Origin of the sequence: Bordetella petrii (genome assembly GCF_000067205.1) — a bacterium.
GTDB classification, from domain to species: Bacteria; Pseudomonadota; Gammaproteobacteria; order Burkholderiales; family Burkholderiaceae_B; genus Bordetella_A; species Bordetella_A petrii.
In genome coordinates this window covers 3,249,100-3,267,783 of record NC_010170.1, presented here as the reverse complement: position 1 = coordinate 3,267,783, position 18,684 = coordinate 3,249,100, and the positions used below count along the sequence as shown (strand labels likewise).

Genomic DNA, 18,684 nt, shown 5'->3' with positions numbered 1-18,684 from the left:
TTAGCGGGGAGGGCGCCCGGACTCAGCGTGCCGGTGCCGTGTCGGCTTCCAGCCGGGCCAGCCAGGCAATAGCCGCGTCGCGGTCGTTGCCGCACATTTCCGCTTGCGGCTGCAGGCCGCCGCAGAAATCCGGCCGCGACGGCTGGCCGAAAATCGCGCAGCGCATGTCGGGCAGCAACTGCACGCAGGGCACTCCGGCGGGTTTGCCATCCGGCATGCCCGGTATGGGGCGGGTAATCGATGGCGCAATACAGCAGGCCCCGCAGCCCGGCCGGCATGCTGGCGCGCTCGCGCGGGCCGCGGGCGCCGCGTTCATACCCAGCCTCGCAGCCAGTACACCAGCAGGCCCGCGTATTCCTTGATGATCGAGCGGCTGGCATCCAGGGTACGCATGTGAGGCAGCCACGGCGACACCGAGCCATCGGGCGGCAGCACGATCTGCGGCGGCGTCGAGGCGGGGATGGCGGCCACCCCTTGCTTGGAAAACGCGGCCATGGCACGCGGCATGTGCAGCGCCGAGGTCACCAGCAAGATCTTGCCGAAGCCATGTTCTTTCAACTCTTCCTCGGTCAGCATGGCGTTTTCGTAGGTCGTGCGGCTGGAGTTCTCCAGCAGCAGGGCATCTTCCGGCACCCCTTGCTGCTTCATCAGGAAGGCCATGCCGCGCGCTTCGCTGACGTCGCCTTCCAGCGCGCCGCCGGACAGCACCACCTTGGGCGCACGGTGAGCCTGGTACAGCTTGATCGCCGTATCGACCCGCACCACGGCGGTTTCCTTGTCATAGGGCAGGAACCAGTTGGCGCGCCCGTTGGCCGTGTTGCCGCCCAGTACCACAATGGCGTCGGCCGTGGGCAGCTCGGCCACGGGCAGGTGCGGATAACGCGATTCCAGGGCGCCGCCCAGCCACAGCGACGTAGCCGGCAGCGACCAGGCCAGCACCCAGGCCAGTCCGAAGGCGGCCAGGGCGGCGCCGGTGCGGCGCAGGCGGAACAGGCCCAGCACCAGGCCCAGCACGACCAGGGTCACGCACAGATTCTGAGGAATGATCAGGTTGGCCAGGTAATTCGTCATAGGTCCTTGGATGATGCGGTCACGAAGCCGGTTGCAGCAGGGCGCACGCCTGGCGTTCGACCTCCGCAGTGTCCGGCCAGTTCCGGTCAGAGCCCACGCACACCGCGCGCGGCGACCACGGCCCCGTGCGGCCGGGGTTCGTAACGCCGAACAACGTCAATTGCCGCGCCCCGGCGGCAGCGGCCACGTGCGACACCCCTGAATCATTGCACACCACCAGCGCGGCGCGCGCCGTCAGTGCGGCGAAGGCGCCCAGCGGCACGGCGGGCAGCAGGCGGGCCGTGGGAGCGTTGCGCATCGCTTCATCGGCTTCGGCCGGAGGAGGGCACATTACCACGGTATGGCCGCGCGCCTGCAATGCCCGCGCCAGGGCGTCGAAGCCTGGCCAGACCTTGATCTTGCCTTTGTGCAGGCCCGTCGCCGTGGGCGCGATCAGCACGAATGGCTGGTCGGCCAGGCCTGCGCCGGCCAGCAGCGCGTCGGCGGCCTGCCGGTGCGCCTCGGTGATGGGCAGGTTCAGCAGCGGGCCGGGCTGTTCGGCAGCCGCCGGCAGGCCCCAGCGCTGCAGGGCGGCGCGGGTCAGGTAATACCACGATTGCACTGCGTGCAGGCCGGCGTCGGGCTTGGCGATGGGCCAGCGCAGCAGCAGACTGCGGCCATCGTCGCGGTAGCCGGCGCTGGGCACGCCCGCCAGCCGGAACACGGCCGCGCTCGACAGCGAATCGGGCAAGGCCAGCCCGCGCACGGCGCGGCCGGCGCCTGCCAGGGCACGGCGGTGCTCGCGCACGGCGCGGGCGTCATCCCACACCCGGCCTTGCATGGGGATGAAACCGTGCTTGGCGACGCCATCGAGCAGGTCACGCGCCCAGGGGCGGGCGCACACGACCAGGGGCAGGCCGGCATCTTGCAGCAGGGCCAGGCTGGGCAGGCTCATGCACACATCGCCTACCCAGTTGGGTAGTCTCACATACAGGCAGGAAATCTCGGGCATGGGTGGCGGCAGGCTGTGGGTCAGTCGAACGGTACAATTCCGGCACAATTGTATTAAAGCGAGTCGCCCCTTGAATTCTGCCGCACGCCACGCACCCGCCGGGTCCCAACCGGTCAAGGCCGAGCTCTGGAAGCGCGTATACAGCCGCGTGGGTTCCTACTGGAAAGGGCTGCTGCTGGCCATTCTGCTGATGGCCGGCGCGGCCGCCACCCAGCCGACCCTGGCCATCATCATGAAGCCGCTGCTCGACGACGGCTTCACCGGGGCCAAACCGTATTTCGTATGGGCGCTGCCGCTGGCCGTGGTCGGCCTGATCTTCCTGCGCGGCCTGTGCAACTTCTTCAGCGACTACCTGCTGGCCTGGGTGGCCAACAACGTGCTGCTCGGCATCCGCCGCGACATGTTCGACCGCCTGCTGGGCCTGCCCGACGCGCACTTCAAGCGCGGAGACACCGGCCGCCTGCTCAACCGTTTCACCATCGACGCCGGCAACGTCACGGGCTACGCCACCGACGTCATCACGGTGCTGGTGCGCGAAACCCTGGTGGTCATCGCCCTGATCTGCGTGCTGCTGTACATGTCCTGGATGCTCACGCTGATCATCCTGGTCATGCTGCCGGTGTCGGTCCTGATCGCCCGCACGTTCATCCGGCGGCTGCGCCGCATCAACCGCGAAACCGTCAACATGAACGCCGAGCTGACCCGCGTGGCCAGCGAGGGCATCAACGGCCAGCGGGTCATCAAGCTGTTCGACGGCTACGAGGCCGAGAGCGGCCGTTTTGCCTTCGTCAACGCGCGGCTGCGGCGCTTCGCCATGCGCACCGCCACGGCCGATGCCGCCATGACCCCGCTCACCCAGGTGTGTATTTCCATCTCGGTGGGCGCCATCATCGCGGTGGCGCTAAGCCAGGCCAACAGCGGCTCGCTCACCGTCGGCAGCTTTGCCTCGTTCATGGCCGCGCTGGCGCAGATTTTCGACCCCATCAAACGCCTGACCAATCTGGCCGGCAAAATGCAGAAGATGCTGGTCGCCGCCGAAAGCGTTTTCGCTCTCATCGACGAAACGCCGGAAGTCGACACGGGCACGCGCACGCTGCCCGAGCCGGTGCGGGGCAAGATCGAGTTCCGCGGCGTCACCCATCGCTTTCCCGACGCCGACCGCGATACCGTCAGCCAGGTGTCATTCCAGGTCGAGCCCGGCCAGACGGTGGCGCTGGTGGGCCGTTCGGGCAGCGGCAAGACCACGCTGGTCAACATGCTGCCGCGCTTCGTGCTGCCCGATTCCGGCAGCATCCTGGTCGACGACGTGCCCATCCAGGAACTCAGCCTGCGCAGCCTGCGTTCGCATCTGTCGCTGGTCAGCCAGGACGTCGTGCTGTTCGACGACACCATTGCCGCCAACGTCGGCTATGGCGCGCTGGGCCAGGCTTCCGACGACCAGGTGCGCGAAGCCCTGGCGGCGGCCAACCTGCTCGACTTCGTCGACGGCCTGCCGCAGGGCATGCATACGCTGGTGGGTGAAAACGCGGCGCGCCTGTCGGGCGGCCAGCGCCAGCGCCTGGCCATTGCCCGCGCGCTCATCAAGAACGCGCCCATTCTCATCCTCGACGAAGCCACTTCGGCGCTCGACAACGAATCCGAACGCCAGGTGCAGGCTTCGCTCGAACGCCTGATGCGCGGACGTACCACGCTGGTCATCGCGCACCGCCTGTCCACGGTGCAGAACGCCGACCGCATCATCGTGCTCGACGCCGGCCAAATCGTCGAACACGGGCCGCACGCCGAGCTTCTCGCCGCGCAGGGCTTGTACGCCTCGCTGTACAACATGCAGTTCCGCGAAGATTGAATCCCCCTACTTGCACAGCCGGAATTGATGTTCCTGACAACAAACTGAATTAGAATTTCCGCGTTCATTCACTCCGAGGACTTCCCCGCGCCTCTGTTGCCGGTCGCGCTGCAAGCCCCCGTGCTTACCGGACACGCGGATGCTCGAATTCTTGCAGGCGCTCCACTGGGGCGCCGTCGTTCAGATTGTTCTCATCGATATCCTCCTGGGCGGAGACAACGCGGTGGTCATCGCGCTGGCCTGTCGGGGACTGGCGCCCGGCAAGCGCATGCAGGGAATTCTCTGGGGTACGGCGGGAGCCATCGCATTGCGCGTCGTGCTCATCAGCTTCGCGCTGGTGCTGCTCGAAGTCCCATTTCTGAAAGTCATGGGTTGCCTGCTGCTGCTGTGGATCGGCATCAAGCTGATGGCGCCCGAACCTGATGGGCACGATGGCATCAAAAGCACGGCCTCGGTGCTGACCGCCATCAAAACCATCATCGTGGCCGACTTCGCCATGAGCCTCGACAACGTCATCGCCATCGCCGGCGCCGCCGAGAACACCCATGCCGATCATCAGATCTTCTACGTCATTTTCGGCCTGATGGTCAGCGTGCCCATCATCGTGTGGGGCAGCACGCTGGTGCTGAAGCTCATGGACCGCTTCCCCTTGGTGGTGGCATTCGGCGCGGGCCTGTTGGGCTGGATCGCCGGCGGCATGCTGATTACCGACGTCTATTTCGTCGAGCGGCTGGGCGAGCCCACCCTGCTGGCCAAGCTGGCCGCCGAGCTGGCGGGAGCGTTCGTGGTCGTGGCCGTCGGCAAGCGGCTGGCCGCCTACAAGCAGGCCGAGCGCCGCCGCGCGCGCGACTCCGCTTTCAGGTGACGCCGGCCGCGGACGGCGCTGGTCGGGGCCAATGGGCGCCAATCAGCGCCGCGCGTCAGGTCAGGATAATGTCGTACTGTTCCTGCGAATACGCGGTTTCCACTTCCAGCGACACGGGCTTGCCGACAAAATCGCCCAGCATGGCCAGGTGCTGGCTTTCTTCTTCCAGAAACAGGTCCACCACGCTCTGCGAAGCCAGGATACGGAATTCTCGCGGATTGAACTGGCGCGCCTCGCGCAGAATCTCGCGCAGAATCTCATAGCAGACAGTGCGCGCCGTGCGCACCGTCCCCCGCGCCTCGCACATGGGGCAGGGTTCGCACAATTGATGCGCCAGCGAGTCCCGCGTGCGCTTGCGGGTCATCTCGACCAGGCCCAGCTGCGTGAAACCGTTCACCGTCATGCGGGTACGGTCGCGCGCCAAAGCTTTCTTCAGTTCGGCCAGCACGGTTTCGCGGTGTTCAGGGTCTTCCATGTCGATGAAGTCCAGGATCACTATCCCCCCCAGGTTGCGTAGCCGCAACTGCCGGGCAATCGCCTGGGCCGCTTCCAGGTTGGTCTTGAAAATCGTGTCGTCGAAATTGCGCCCGCCCACGAACCCGCCGGTATTGACGTCCACCGTGGTCAGCGCCTCGGTCTGGTCAATGATCAGGTATCCGCCCGATTTCAGGTCCACCCTGCGCGACAGCGCGCGTGCTATTTCTTCATCGACATTGGCAGTGTCGAACAGCGGGCGCTCGCCGCTGTAATGCTGGATGCGATCGGCCACCGACGGCGTATAGACCCGCGCCCATTCGGTCAAGGCAGTGGTGGTGGTGCGCGAGTCGACCTGGATCACCCCGGTGTTCGGGCCCACCATGTCGCGCAGCACGCGCTGCGCCAGTGTCAGATCCTGGTGCAGCAGCGCCGGCGCGGGCTGGCTGCGGGCGGCTGCCTGCACCCGGCTCCACAGCTTGCGCAAATACTCCAGGTCGGCGCTCAGCTCTTCGTCGGTGGCGCCTTCGGCCTGCGTGCGCACGATCAGGCCGCCTTTCTCATCTTCCGGAATCAGCGCCTGCAGGCGTTCGCGCAACTGCGTGCGCTCGGCTTCAGAGTCGATTTTCTGCGAAATGCCAATATGAGGATCGTGCGGCAGGTACACCAGCATGCGCCCGGCGATGCTGATCTGGGTAGACAGCCGCGCGCCCTTGGTGCCCAGCGGGTCTTTAATCACCTGCACCATCAGCGTCTGGCCTTCGAACAGCAACTTTTCGATGGCGGTAGGCGTCAGGCCCTGGCTGCGCTCGCTGCGGTTCTCGCGCAGGTCGGCAATGTGAATGAAGGCGGCGCGCTCCAGGCCGATGTCGATGAAAGCGCTCTGCATGCCGGGCAGCACGCGCACCACGCGCCCCAGATAGATATTGCCCACGTGTCCGCGCTGTATGCTGCGCTCGACGTGTAGTTCCTGAACCGCGCCCTGTTCAACCAGCGCGACCCGCGTTTCAAAAGGGGTGATATTGATCAGGATGTCTTCGGTCATGGGCAGCAGTAGGGCATCGTGGTCCAAGCCGAATAGTAAACGGTGACGTGTGCCTGGCAAGGGGCGCAATTGCGGCAGGGCGGCGCTGCGACACAGGTTCCGGCCGCGCCGCGGCATGCGAATTGCAACACTGGGCAAAGGGTAAGAATTTCGTGTATAGTCTCGCTCTTTCGCGGTTCGGGCAGCAAGCTGCCGGGCCACGAAGCAAAGCAGGAGCGGGTCAGTCAGGTGCGGCGCAAGCCGGTTTGACAGGGTCAAAAAAAGGCCTCATAATCTCGTTTCTGTGCTGATCGAACTGCACCGCAGCGATCGGCAAGCGCAGTATCTCGTTCTTTAACAACAAAACAACCGATAAGTGTGGGCGCTTGAGTGATGCGGCCGCGCGGTCTTTTTCGAAAGGCTGCGAGCCAAAGAGAAATCAGGCGCTCACATAGAAGTGAAGTACCAAGAATGTCAAACAGAGATGTTGGATCATTCAAGGAACCTCATTTTCTTTGAGCGAAGTGCCGCTGCTTCGGCAGTGGTGCGCGAACTACAGAGATTGAACTGAAGAGTTTGATCCTGGCTCAGATTGAACGCTAGCGGGATGCTTTACACATGCAAGTCGAACGGCAGCGCGGACTTCGGTCTGGCGGCGAGTGGCGAACGGGTGAGTAATGTATCGGAACGTGCCCAGTAGCGGGGGATAACTACGCGAAAGCGTAGCTAATACCGCATACGCCCTACGGGGGAAAGCGGGGGACCTTCGGGCCTCGCACTATTGGAGCGGCCGATATCGGATTAGCTAGTTGGTGGGGTAAAGGCCTACCAAGGCGACGATCCGTAGCTGGTTTGAGAGGACGACCAGCCACACTGGGACTGAGACACGGCCCAGACTCCTACGGGAGGCAGCAGTGGGGAATTTTGGACAATGGGGGCAACCCTGATCCAGCCATCCCGCGTGTGCGATGAAGGCCTTCGGGTTGTAAAGCACTTTTGGCAGGAAAGAAACGGCTCTGGCTAATACCTGGGGCAACTGACGGTACCTGCAGAATAAGCACCGGCTAACTACGTGCCAGCAGCCGCGGTAATACGTAGGGTGCAAGCGTTAATCGGAATTACTGGGCGTAAAGCGTGCGCAGGCGGTTCGGAAAGAAAGATGTGAAATCCCAGGGCTTAACCTTGGAACTGCATTTTTAACTACCGGGCTAGAGTGTGTCAGAGGGAGGTGGAATTCCGCGTGTAGCAGTGAAATGCGTAGAGATGCGGAGGAACACCGATGGCGAAGGCAGCCTCCTGGGATAACACTGACGCTCATGCACGAAAGCGTGGGGAGCAAACAGGATTAGATACCCTGGTAGTCCACGCCCTAAACGATGTCAACTAGCTGTTGGGGACTTCGGTCCTTGGTAGCGCAGCTAACGCGTGAAGTTGACCGCCTGGGGAGTACGGTCGCAAGATTAAAACTCAAAGGAATTGACGGGGACCCGCACAAGCGGTGGATGATGTGGATTAATTCGATGCAACGCGAAAAACCTTACCTACCCTTGACATGTCTGGAATGCCGAAGAGATTTGGCAGTGCTCGCAAGAGAACCGGAACACAGGTGCTGCATGGCTGTCGTCAGCTCGTGTCGTGAGATGTTGGGTTAAGTCCCGCAACGAGCGCAACCCTTGTCATTAGTTGCTACGAAAGGGCACTCTAATGAGACTGCCGGTGACAAACCGGAGGAAGGTGGGGATGACGTCAAGTCCTCATGGCCCTTATGGGTAGGGCTTCACACGTCATACAATGGTCGGGACAGAGGGCTGCCAACCCGCAAGGGGGAGCCAATCCCAGAAACCCGATCGTAGTCCGGATCGCAGTCTGCAACTCGACTGCGTGAAGTCGGAATCGCTAGTAATCGCGGATCAGCATGTCGCGGTGAATACGTTCCCGGGTCTTGTACACACCGCCCGTCACACCATGGGAGTGGGTTTTACCAGAAGTAGTTAGCCTAACCGCAAGGGGGGCGATTACCACGGTAGGATTCATGACTGGGGTGAAGTCGTAACAAGGTAGCCGTATCGGAAGGTGCGGCTGGATCACCTCCTTTAAGAGCGAAGGCGGCATGGCTTGAAGCGTCCACGCTTATCGGTTGTTGAAATGTGTAGCGAGGGATCGGTTGTGAGCGTGGGGTGCGGGAGAGATCCTCTGCCGTGCTGCGATCCTGACTGCTGATCCGAAGAGGGTTTTGGGTCTGTAGCTCAGTCGGTTAGAGCACCGTCTTGATAAGGCGGGGGTCGTTGGTTCGAATCCAACCAGACCCACCAGGTATCTGCGCAGGAGGTGGTGGTGGCCGCAAGGTTGCTGTCGTGATTGCGGCGGGTATGGGGGTGTAGCTCAGCTGGGAGAGCGCCTGCTTTGCAAGCAGGATGTCATCGGTTCGATCCCGTTCACCTCCACCAACGACGTTTGCGAGAGTCCAACGGCGAGTGCTGCGAGTCAGTGCTGGGCGTTGGGTTTTAGGACCCGATGGAAGGCTATACATAGTTCTTTAACAAAGTGGAAGAAGCACAACGAAAGTGTGTTCATGTAGTAATTGGCGCGAGCCGATGAAAAATGAGCACGGGTTGTGATTGCATAGATTTAGTTCCAAGTCTCAAGGTCTGGCGGCAGTATTGTCAGAGCTGCTTTGAAACTTATGAACGGCACAAACGCGAAACATATCAGCGTCCTATAAGACGGTAGTGTTATAGGATCAAGCGACTAAGTGCATATGGTGGATGCCTTGGCGATCACAGGCGAAGAAGGACGTGGTAGCCTGCGAAAAGCTGCGGGGAGCTGGCAAACAAGCTTTGATCCGCAGATGTCCGAATGGGGAAACCCACTGCGCAAGCAGTATCCCTGGCTGAATACATAGGCCAGTGGAGGCGAACCGGGTGAACTGAAACATCTCAGTAGCTCGAGGAAAAGACATCAACCGAGATTCCGAAAGTAGTGGCGAGCGAAATCGGAGTAGCCTTTACGATTTAGCCAATCAGGTAGTCGAACGGGATGGAAAGCCCGGCCGTAGCAGGTGATAGCCCTGTAGACGAAATCTGGCTGGTGGAACTAGGCGTAAGAGAAGTAGGGCGGGACACGTGAAATCCTGTCTGAAGATGGGGGGACCATCCTCCAAGGCTAAATACTCGTGATCGACCGATAGTGAACCAGTACCGTGAGGGAAAGGCGAAAAGAACCCCGGAAGGGGAGTGAAATAGATCCTGAAACCGTATGCATACAAACAGTCGGAGCCTCTTTATGGGGTGACGGCGTACCTTTTGTATAATGGGTCAGCGACTTACATTCAGTGGCGAGCTTAACCGAATAGGGAAGGCGTAGCGAAAGCGAGTCCGAATAGGGCGAATCAGTCGCTGGGTGTAGACCCGAAACCAGATGATCTACCCATGGCCAGGTTGAAGGCACGGTAACACGTGCTGGAGGACCGAACCCACTAGTGTTGAAAAACTAGGGGATGAGCTGTGGATAGGGGTGAAAGGCTAAACAAATCTGGAAATAGCTGGTTCTCTCCGAAAACTATTTAGGTAGTGCCTCAAGTATGACTGCGGGGGGTAGAGCACTGTTATGGCTAGGGGGTCATGGCGACTTACCAAACCATGGCAAACTCCGAATACCCGCAAGTCCAGCTTGGGAGACAGAGCACCGGGTGCTAACGTCCGGACTCAAGAGGGAAACAACCCAGACCGCCAGCTAAGGTCCCGAATTATCGCTAAGTGGGAAACGAAGTGGGAAGGCATAGACAGTCAGGAGGTTGGCTTAGAAGCAGCCATCCTTTAAAGAAAGCGTAATAGCTCACTGATCGAGTCGTCCTGCGCGGAAGATGTAACGGGGCTCAAGCGATAAACCGAAGCTGCGGGTGTGTACTTTGTACACGCGGTAGGAGAGCGTTCTGTAAGCCTGCGAAGGTGGCTTGTAAAGGCTGCTGGAGGTATCAGAAGTGCGAATGCTGACATGAGTAGCGATAAAGGGGGTGAAAAGCCCCCTCGCCGTAAGTCCAAGGTTTCCTGCGCAACGTTCATCGGCGCAGGGTGAGTCGGCCCCTAAGGCGAGGCAGAGATGCGTAGCTGATGGGAAGCTGGTTAATATTCCAGCACCGTCGTACAGTGCGATGGGGGGACGGATCGCGGAAGGTCATCAGGGTGTTGGATGTCCCTGTTGCTGCATTGGAGAAGGCGCTTTAGGCAAATCCGGGCGCGAAATTCAAGGGTGTGGCACGAGCGAGCAAGTCTCGCGAAGTGATTGGAAGTGGTTCCAAGAAAAGCCTCTAAGCTTCAGCTGTACGAGACCGTACCGCAAACCGACACAGGTGGACGGGATGAATATTCCAAGGCGCTTGAGAGAACTCAGGAGAAGGAACTCGGCAAATTGATACCGTAACTTCGGGAGAAGGTATGCCCCGGTAGGGTGATGCGCCTGCGCGCAGAGCTTGAAGGGGCCGCAGAGAATCGGTGGCTGCGACTGTTTATTAAAAACACAGCACTCTGCCAAGACGAAAGTCGACGTATAGGGTGTGACGCCTGCCCGGTGCCGGAAGGTTAAGTGATGGGGTGCAAGCTCTTGATCGAAGCCCCGGTAAACGGCGGCCGTAACTATAACGGTCCTAAGGTAGCGAAATTCCTTGTCGGGTAAGTTCCGACCTGCACGAATGGCGTAACGATGGCCACACTGTCTCCTCCTGAGACTCAGCGAAGTTGAAGTGTTTGTGATGATGCAATCTACCCGCGGCTAGACGGAAAGACCCCATGAACCTTTACTGTAGCTTTGCATTGGACTGTGAACCGGCCTGTGTAGGATAGGTGGGAGGCGCAGAAACCGAGTCGCCAGATTCGGTGGAGCCGACCTTGAAATACCACCCTGGTTTGTTTGCGGTTCTAACCTTGGTCCGTTATCCGGATTGGGGACAGTGCATGGTAGGCAGTTTGACTGGGGCGGTCTCCTCCCAAAGCGTAACGGAGGAGTTCGAAGGTACGCTAGGTACGGTCGGAAATCGTGCTGATAGTGCAATGGCATAAGCGTGCTTGACTGTGAGACTGACAAGTCGAACAGGTGCGAAAGCAGGACATAGTGATCCGGTGGTTCTGAATGGAAGGGCCATCGCTCAACGGATAAAAGGTACTCTGGGGATAACAGGCTGATACCGCCCAAGAGTTCATATCGACGGCGGTGTTTGGCACCTCGATGTCGGCTCATCTCATCCTGGGGCTGTAGCCGGTCCCAAGGGTATGGCTGTTCGCCATTTAAAGAGGTACGTGAGCTGGGTTTAAAACGTCGTGAGACAGTTTGGTCCCTATCTGCCGTGGGCGTTGGATACTTGACGGAGCCTGCTCCTAGTACGAGAGGACCGGAGTGGACGTACCTCTGGTGTACCGGTTGTCATGCCAATGGCATTGCCGGGTAGCTAAGTACGGAAGAGATAACCGCTGAAGGCATCTAAGCGGGAAACTCGTCTGAAGATTAGGTATCCCGGGGGCTAGACCCCCCTGAAGGGTCGTTCGAGACCAGAACGTTGATAGGTCGGGTGTGGAAGCGCAGTAATGCGTTGAGCTAACCGATACTAATTGCCCGTGCGGCTTGATCCTATAACTCTGCGGGTTTTGTAGACCTGGTATGAGCGCGTAGCGATACAAGTGCCGTTCCAACAACTTTCTTCACAACCCCTGCGCAACTTCAACCTTGCCCAGGTCGCTGTGCTTCTTCCCAATTCGGTGGCGTTGCGCCTGACCGCAACGCCCCAACCAGCTACGCTTGACGACCATAGCAAGGTGGACCCACTCCTTCCCATCCCGAACAGGACAGTGAAACGCCTTCGCGCCGATGATAGTGGACTTCCCGTCTGTGAAAGTAGGTCATCGTCAGGCTCTTATCCCCCAAAACCCCAGCACCCTTCGTGCTGGGGTTTTGTCTTTGTGGCTACCCGCTCCGGTTGACGAACGGCAGCGTCGCGACCGGCGCATGTTTGATCGTGCCAGTTTGTCCTAGCGCAGAAATCTAACCATTTGTTCATTTTCCACGAATATTCAACACCGCGCGCGGCTAGAATTGCCCTCGTTCTGACTGCCCCAATGGGGACAGGCCCGCGCCTATGCAAGATATCGTCGTTCACATCCGCAGCCGGCCCAAATTCGGTGACCAGATCGTTTCCTTCCCTACGCTCTATCAACTGAAGCAATGGTGGCCGCAAGCCCGGCTACGGGTGGTGGCTCAGCATGAGGTGTCTGGCTATTACCGGCTGCTGCCCTGGGTGGACGACTGCATCACCGCGCAGAGCCTTTCAGCGGCATTGCGGGCCACGCCTCGGCGGGCCGATATGATGGTTTGCCTGCATCACAGCAGTGAGCGCTACGGCCTGGTCGGCCTATTACGCCAACCTCGGGCCAGGCTGGGGTTCCGCAATAATCGCCTGCTCGATTTTGCCTGGACTCACTCGTGGCGAAAGGACGTCAACGAGTACATCGGGCTGGCTAATCTGTATTTGCTCAATACTTACCAGCCCGTGCAAGCCGAGCCCACGATACGGCGTTGTTTCGAGGAAATCGCAGCGTTGGCCCCCGGAGCGCCACCCCAGGCCGACATCGTCCTGATTCCCGGTGGGGGAGACGGCGATTTCAAACGATGGGGTATCAAGAACTTCGTTGCCCTGGCAGATCTGTTGAAAGCCCGTTTGGGAACCCATACGCGCTTCACCTTCGTGCTGGGGCCGGCTGAATCCGCCGAATTGGTACAGTTGCAGGCCCTGGCGCGCCCCGATTTCGAACTTGTCAGCGGACGTTCGATTCCTGAATTGGCGGCATTGATGCTGGGCGCGCGCCTGATCGTGGCGAACGACTGCGGCCCTTCGCATATCGGGCAAGGAGCATGCGTGCCCTATGTGGGAGTGTTCAACGAATCCAACCCGGAATGGTTCTGGGACCGCCCGTATTCTGCGAACGTTTGCCCGGCACCGGGGTGCATCGATATCCAGGCCGTGCTGCCGCGCGACGTTGCCCAGGCGTGCTTCAAGGTTTTGCAGGCGGCGCCCGCCGCGCGCTAGGGCAGCAGGATGCCCACGCGGCGCAGCAGGCCGGCGGTTTCGTACAACGGCAGCCCCATGACCCCGCTGTAGCTGCCCGCCAGGTGAGCGATGAAAGTGCCCGCCAGGCCCTGGATGCCGTATGCCCCTGCTTTGCCATAGGGCTCGCCGCTGTCGCAGTAGCGCGCAATGTCGGCCTCGGTGAGTTCGCGCATGCGGACTTCGGAGACCGACACGGCTTCTTGCAATTGCCCGGCATGCCACAGCGCGACGGCTGTATGCACCTGGTGCAGGCTGCCCGACAGGCGGGCCAGCATGCGTGCGGCGTCGGCGCGATCGGCCGGCTTGCCCAGCACCTGGCCTTGCAGTACGACAGTGGTGTCCGCAGCCAGCACGGGCAGCACGGGCAGTTGCTGGGCGGCCATCCATAGGCGGCCGCGTTCGGCTTTGTCGCGGGCGGTGCGCCGTACGTAGTCGGCCGCCGTTTCACCCTCGTGTTGTGGTTCGTCTTCTCCGGGGGGAGCAGGCACCCGCAGCACCGTGTGCGCCAGGCCGATCTGGTCCAACAGTTCGCGGCGACGGGGGCTGGCCGAGGCCAGGTACAGGCGGGGCGTGCCGGAGTCGGAGTCTGGACTGGATGCCATGGTTTCAGGCGCGGTGATAGGGATGGTTGGCCAGGATGGCCCAGGCCCGGTACAGCTGTTCCGCCAGCACTACCCGCACCATGGGGTGAGGCAGCGTCAACGAAGACAGGCGGATCTGGCCATCGCAGGCGCTTTTCAGGGCATCGTCCAGGCCGTCGGGGCCGCCTACCAGGAAGACGACGTCGCGCCCGCCCGCTCGCCATTGTTCCAGCCGTTGAGACAACGCCATGGTGGTCAGGTCGCGGCCGCGTTCATCCAGGGCCAGCCGGAGAGCGCCGCCGGGAATGGCCGCTTCGATTCGGCGTGCTTCGGCGGCCATCATCTGTGCCGGCGTTTTTCCGGTAGTGCGTGGCTCGGGTTTGATTTCCCGTAGCTCGAGCGCGCAATCGGGGGGCAGGCGCTTGGCATAGTCATCCCAGGCGGTCTCCACCCAGGCGGGCATGCGATTGCCGACGGCGATGACGATGAGCTTCACGAGGGCGGTCAGTCGTCGGAGTCGTCGAAATCGGCCAGCGAACCCGCGGCGGGCGCCGTACCGGAACCCGGGAGCAGCTTGACGCGCACGGGTTTGTCGCCCCAGATCTCTTCCAGGTTGTAGTACTGCCGGATGGCAGGCTGCATGATGTGGACCACGATATCGCCCAAGTCGACGACCACCCATTCGCCGGTATCTTCGCCTTCGACGGTGATGCCGCTCAGCTTGAGCGCGCGGCCGCGGTCGGCCACGCTGGCGGCCAGGGCGCGGGTCTGCCGGTTCGAGGTGGCGCTGGCGATGACCACGCGGTCGAACAGGCTGGTGAGATGGGTCGTGTTGAAGACCTTGATGTCCTGTGCCTTCACGTCTTCCAGGGCGTCGATGACGGCACGTTGTAGTTTCTGTATATCCATGTTCACAAATATAACCCGCCAGCGAAGGCGGTTTTGAGGCCCGGAGGGCGGAAGGCTAGCGGTACAGGCCGTGCCGGGCGATGTAGCGGGCTACCGTCGCCGGCAGCAGGCCAGCGGTGGATGCGCCACGTGCCAGCCGGCCACGGATGTCGGAGGCGGATATCGCCATGGGCGAGAACGGCAGTCGGATCAGGCGGCGGCGATGCGCGGCGAGCCAGCTGGCCAGTTCGGCTGGCGCAGCCAGCGGAGCACCTGGGCGAGCCGCCACCGCCAGGTCTACATGTCCGGCAATGGCCTGCCATTGACGCCAGGTGCAGAAATTGGCCAGCTGGTCGGTGCCCAGCAGCCATACATAGTGGGCATCGGCGGGCAGGGCGCGCACGGTGTCGATGGTGTAGGTGGGGCCGCCGCGCTCGAGTTCGACGGGGTTGACCGCCAATTGCGGCTCGCCGTCGATGGCCAGTTCTATCATGCGCAGGCGGTGCCCGGCGGACGCGCGCAGCGGTGCGCGCTGCCACGGATTGGCCGCGGGAATGAGCTGCACGGAATCGAGCCGCAGTTCGGCCGCCGCCGCGCGGGCCAGGGCCAGGTGCGCCAGATGCACCGGATCGAAGCTGCCACCCAGCAGGCCGATGCGCTTCACGCCCAGTCCCGCGGTTGCAGGAAGCCGGCCAGGGCGGCTTCGGGTGAGCCGGCCGCGGGCTGCCAGTCGTAGCGCCACTGCGCCATGGGCGGCATCGACAGAAGAATGGATTCAGTGCGCCCGCCAGACTGCAGGCCGAACAAGGTGCCGCGGTCGAAGACCAGGTTGAATTCGACGTAACGGCCGCGACGATAGGCCTGGAAATCGCGCTGTGCCTGGGTGTAGGGAGTGTCGCGGCGGCGCTGCACGATGGGCAGGTAGGCCGGCAGGAAGGCGTCGCCCACCGAGCGCAGCAAGGCGAACGAGGCATCGAAACCAGGTTCGTTGAGGTCGTCGAAGAAAACGCCGCCGACGCCGCGCATTTCTTGCCGGTGTTTCAAATAAAAGTACTCGTCGCACCAGCGCTTGTACTGTGGGTAATACGCCGCGCCGTGGGGATCGAGCGCCGCGCGGCACACCTGGTGAAAGTGTCGGGCGTCGTCTTCGAAAGCGTAATAGGGGGTGAGGTCGAGCCCACCGCCGAACCAGAAGACGTCATTTTCGTCGTGGCCCGGACGCGCCGCCGCCACGAACATGCGCACGTTCATGTGCGTGGTGGGGACGTAAGGGTTGCGCGGATGCAGCACCAGCGATACCCCCATGGCCTGCCACGAGCGGCCCGCCAGCTCTGGCCGATGAGCGCTGGCCGAAGGCGGCAGCCGCGTGCCGTGCACATGGCTGAACAGCACGCCAGCGCGTTCGAGCAACTGGCCGCCCTCGATCAGGCGGGATACGCCGCCTCCGCCTTCGGGACGCTGCCAGGTATCGGTACGGAAGCTCTCGCCGCCGGCTTGCTCCAGCGCTTGGACGATATTGTCCTGCAAACCGGTGAGGTAGGCGTGGACGTCGGAAACCGGAACTGCGCTCATCTTGCTGCCTGTGGAATCACGGCTTGGTTTTCTGTTGCGAGGGCCTGAGCGCGCGCCAGCCGATGTCGGTACGGTATTGCCGTCCGTCGAACTGGACCGCGTCGACCGCCGTATAGGCGCGTTCGCGCGCCATGCGCACGGAGTCGCCCAGGGCCGTGACGCACAGCACGCGGCCGCCGGAGGTCTTGAGCTGCCCGTCTTCGAGCCGGGTGCCGGCATGGAAAATGGCGCAGTCTTCGGTGTCGGCCGGCAGCGGGGCAATGACGTCGCCGCTGCGGGGAGTACCCGGGTAGTTGTGCGCGGCCAGCACCACGCCCAGCGCCGTGCGGCGGTCCCAGACAATGTCGGCCTGGTCGAGCGTGCCTTCGACGGCGTGTTCCAGGGCGTCGAGGAGATCGCTCTTGACCCGCATCATGATGGGCTGGGTTTCAGGGTCGCCCATGCGGCAGTTGAATTCCAGCGTCTTGATGGCGCGGTCGGGATCGTCGCCAGGCGCGATCATGAGGCCGGCATACAAGAAACCCGTATACGGAATGCCATCGCGCGCCATGCCCTGCACGGTGGGCAGGATGATCTCGCGCATGATGCGGTGGTGGAGTTCGGGCGTGATGATCGGCGCAGGCGAATAGGCGCCCATGCCCCCGGTGTTGGGGCCGGCGTCGCCATCGAGCAGGCGCTTGTGGTCTTGGCTGGTGGCCAGCGCCAGCACGTTGCGGCCGTCGACCATGACGATGAAGCTGGCTTCTTCGCCTACCAGGCATTCTTCGATGACGACGCGCGCGCCGGCCTGCCCCAGGCTGCCATCGCCCAGCATGGCGTCGACGGCGGCGTGCGCCTGTTCGAGGTCGGCGGCTACCACGACGCCCTTGCCGGCGGCCAGGCCATCGGCCTTGATGACGATGGGCGCGCCCTGCTCGTCGATGTAGGCATGCGCCTTGGTCGGGTCGGTGAAGGTTTCGTAGCGCGCGGTCGGGATGCCGTGGCGCACCATGAAGGCCTTGGCGTAGTCTTTCGAGCTCTCGAGCTGTGCGGCCGCCCGGGTGGGGCCGAAGATTTTCAGGCCGCGCGCGCGGAACACATCAACCACGCCGGCGGCCAGGGGCGCCTCGGGGCCCACGACGGTAAGAGACACGCCCTCGCGCACGACGAAATCGGCCAGTTCTTCAGCGCTGGTGAGCGGCACGTTTTGCAGCAGATCGCCTTCTTCGGTGCCGCCGTTGCCCGGCGCCACATAGACTTTGTGGACGCGGGGGGAGCGGGCCAGGCGCCAGGCCAGGGCGTGTTCGCGGCCGCCGGAGCCGATTACCAGGAGTTTCATGTTCGGTTCAGTTGCTTCTTAAAGTAGCCATGGCAGGGCGCCGCGGCAGGCAAGGCACGAGGGGCCGGCACGGCGAAATCGCCGTGCCGTGGGGATCATTGCGCTTCGTCGAAGACGACGGTGGTATAGACTTCCTGCACGTCGTCCAGGCCTTCGAGGGCGTCGAGCAGTTTCTGCATTTTCACGGCGTCTTCGCCAGTGAGTTCGGTTTCGTTCTGGGGCTTCATGATGATGCCCTCGACCTCGGCCTTCAGGCCGGCCGCTTCGAATGCCTGGCGTACCGCGGCGTAGTCGGCGGGCGCGCAGATGACTTCGATGACGCCTTCGTCGTCGGTGGTGACGTCTTCGGCGCCGGCTTCCAGCGCGGCTTCCATGACGACGTCTTCGGCGGTGCCGGGCGCGAACACGAATTGGCCGCAGTGCTTGAACATGAAGGCCACCGAGCCTTCCTGCCCCAGGTTGCCGCCGTTCTTGGCGAATGCATGCCGTACCTCGGCCACCGTGCGGGTACGATTGTCGGTCATGCAATCGACAATGACCGCGGCGCCGCCGATGCCGTAGCCTTCGTAGCGGACTTCTTCATAGTTGGCGCCATCAGCCCCGCCCGCGCCGCGCTGGATGGCGCGCTGGATGTTGTCTTTCGGCATGTTGGCGTCGGTGGCCTTATCCCAGGCCATGCGCAACCGCGGATTGCTGTCCGGGTCGGGGCCGCCGGCCCGCGCCGCGACGGTGATCTCACGAATGATTTTGGTCCAGAGCTTGCCCCGCTTGGCGTCCTGACGACCCTTGCGGTGCTGGATATTGGCCCATTTGCTGTGTCCGGCCATGATGTCCCAGAAGGTGATATAGGCAAAAGCGGCATTTTACCGTGGATGGCGGGCCGGGTTGGCGATTGTGGCAATCGAGGCCCACAATCGGCGGCTCACGCAATACACTTGTGGCACCAATTTTGCGCCGCCCG

15 protein-coding genes, 2 tRNA genes and 3 rRNA genes are annotated in these 18,684 nt (G+C 62.3%); 8 read left to right on the top strand and 12 right to left on the bottom strand.

The window, feature by feature from the left end; genetic code table 11:
* Positions 1-22: 22 nt before the first annotated feature.
* The 3 genes from BPET_RS26665 to BPET_RS15770 are packed head-to-tail and all read right to left on the bottom strand — an operon-like array spanning position 23 to position 2,062.
* Entirely contained in the window at positions 23-316 is a 294-nt protein-coding gene (locus BPET_RS26665; protein WP_012250017.1) for a YkgJ family cysteine cluster protein, read from the bottom strand.
* A complete protein-coding gene (locus tag BPET_RS15775; RefSeq protein ID WP_012250016.1) occupies positions 313-1,071 on the bottom strand; it encodes a YdcF family protein in 759 nt (252 codons plus the stop codon). The genes BPET_RS26665 and BPET_RS15775 overlap by 4 nt, the downstream gene beginning before the upstream one ends.
* 19 nt (positions 1,072-1,090) lie before the next feature.
* Complete coding sequence (locus BPET_RS15770; RefSeq protein ID WP_012250014.1) at positions 1,091-2,062, bottom strand: glycosyltransferase family 9 protein; 972 nt, start codon at positions 2,060-2,062, stop codon at positions 1,091-1,093.
* Between the two features lie 70 nt (positions 2,063-2,132).
* On the opposite strand from BPET_RS15770, the gene msbA reads away from it, so the two are divergent.
* Both msbA and BPET_RS15760 read left to right on the top strand, forming a co-directional pair.
* Positions 2,133-3,908 carry a lipid A export permease/ATP-binding protein MsbA gene (msbA, locus tag BPET_RS15765; protein WP_050978251.1) on the top strand — a complete coding sequence of 592 codons (1,776 nt, stop codon included), beginning with the start codon at positions 2,133-2,135 and terminating at the stop codon, positions 3,906-3,908.
* Between the two features lie 139 nt (positions 3,909-4,047).
* Positions 4,048-4,773 (top strand): TerC family protein, encoded by a 726-nt coding sequence (locus BPET_RS15760; protein ID WP_012250013.1) that lies wholly within the window; start codon positions 4,048-4,050, stop codon positions 4,771-4,773.
* 55 nt (positions 4,774-4,828) lie between these two features.
* On the opposite strand, the gene rng is transcribed toward BPET_RS15760, so the two are convergent.
* Together rng and BPET_RS26660 are read right to left on the bottom strand one after the other, a co-directional pair.
* Entirely contained in the window at positions 4,829-6,292 is a 1,464-nt protein-coding gene (gene rng, locus BPET_RS15755; RefSeq protein WP_041864037.1) for a ribonuclease G, read from the bottom strand.
* Positions 6,293-6,546: 254 nt separating this feature from the next.
* Positions 6,547-6,771, bottom strand: a complete 225-nt coding sequence (locus tag BPET_RS26660) for a hypothetical protein (protein WP_151208934.1) — start codon at positions 6,769-6,771, stop codon at positions 6,547-6,549.
* 64 nt (positions 6,772-6,835) lie between these two features.
* Here BPET_RS26660 and BPET_RS15750 point away from each other — a divergent pair.
* From BPET_RS15750 to BPET_RS15725, 6 genes are all read left to right on the top strand, one after another.
* A 16S ribosomal RNA gene (locus tag BPET_RS15750) occupies positions 6,836-8,366 on the top strand.
* A gap of 140 nt (positions 8,367-8,506) precedes the next feature.
* Positions 8,507-8,583, top strand: a tRNA-Ile gene (locus tag BPET_RS15745).
* Positions 8,584-8,642: 59 nt separating this feature from the next.
* A tRNA-Ala gene (locus tag BPET_RS15740) sits at positions 8,643-8,718 on the top strand.
* 291 nt (positions 8,719-9,009) lie between these two features.
* Positions 9,010-11,892, top strand: a 23S ribosomal RNA gene (locus BPET_RS15735).
* 165 nt (positions 11,893-12,057) lie between these two features.
* Positions 12,058-12,171 (top strand): 5S ribosomal RNA (rrf, locus tag BPET_RS15730).
* The 16S, 23S and 5S rRNA genes sit together here with 2 tRNA genes alongside, the layout of an rRNA operon.
* 224 nt (positions 12,172-12,395) lie before the next feature.
* On the top strand, positions 12,396-13,343 hold the full coding sequence (locus tag BPET_RS15725) for a glycosyltransferase family 9 protein (protein ID WP_012250011.1): 948 nt from the start codon (positions 12,396-12,398) through the stop codon (positions 13,341-13,343).
* Here the strand turns inward: BPET_RS15725 and BPET_RS15720 are convergent.
* The 7 genes from BPET_RS15720 to BPET_RS15690 form a co-directional block, all read right to left on the bottom strand.
* Entirely contained in the window at positions 13,340-13,966 is a 627-nt protein-coding gene (locus BPET_RS15720) for a Maf family protein (protein WP_012250010.1), read from the bottom strand. The genes BPET_RS15725 and BPET_RS15720 overlap by 4 nt on opposite strands.
* Positions 13,967-13,970: 4 nt before the next feature.
* Positions 13,971-14,441: a 23S rRNA (pseudouridine(1915)-N(3))-methyltransferase RlmH gene (gene rlmH, locus BPET_RS15715; protein ID WP_012250009.1), complete on the bottom strand. Its 471-nt coding sequence runs from the start codon at positions 14,439-14,441 to the stop codon at positions 13,971-13,973.
* A gap of 8 nt (positions 14,442-14,449) precedes the next feature.
* Entirely contained in the window at positions 14,450-14,854 is a 405-nt protein-coding gene (gene rsfS / locus BPET_RS15710; RefSeq protein ID WP_012250008.1) for a ribosome silencing factor, read from the bottom strand.
* Between the two features lie 55 nt (positions 14,855-14,909).
* Positions 14,910-15,497: a nicotinate (nicotinamide) nucleotide adenylyltransferase gene (nadD, locus tag BPET_RS15705; RefSeq protein ID WP_012250007.1), complete on the bottom strand. Its 588-nt coding sequence runs from the start codon at positions 15,495-15,497 to the stop codon at positions 14,910-14,912.
* Positions 15,494-16,405, bottom strand: a complete 912-nt coding sequence (hemF, locus tag BPET_RS15700; protein WP_012250006.1) for an oxygen-dependent coproporphyrinogen oxidase — start codon at positions 16,403-16,405, stop codon at positions 15,494-15,496. The genes nadD and hemF overlap by 4 nt, the downstream gene beginning before the upstream one ends.
* Positions 16,406-16,421: 16 nt before the next feature.
* A complete protein-coding gene (gene purD / locus BPET_RS15695) occupies positions 16,422-17,723 on the bottom strand; it encodes a phosphoribosylamine--glycine ligase (RefSeq protein ID WP_012250005.1) in 1,302 nt (433 codons plus the stop codon).
* A 95-nt stretch (positions 17,724-17,818) separates the two neighbouring features.
* Positions 17,819-18,550, bottom strand: a complete 732-nt coding sequence (locus BPET_RS15690; protein ID WP_012250004.1) for a YebC/PmpR family DNA-binding transcriptional regulator — start codon at positions 18,548-18,550, stop codon at positions 17,819-17,821.
* Positions 18,551-18,684: the final 134 nt, after the last annotated feature.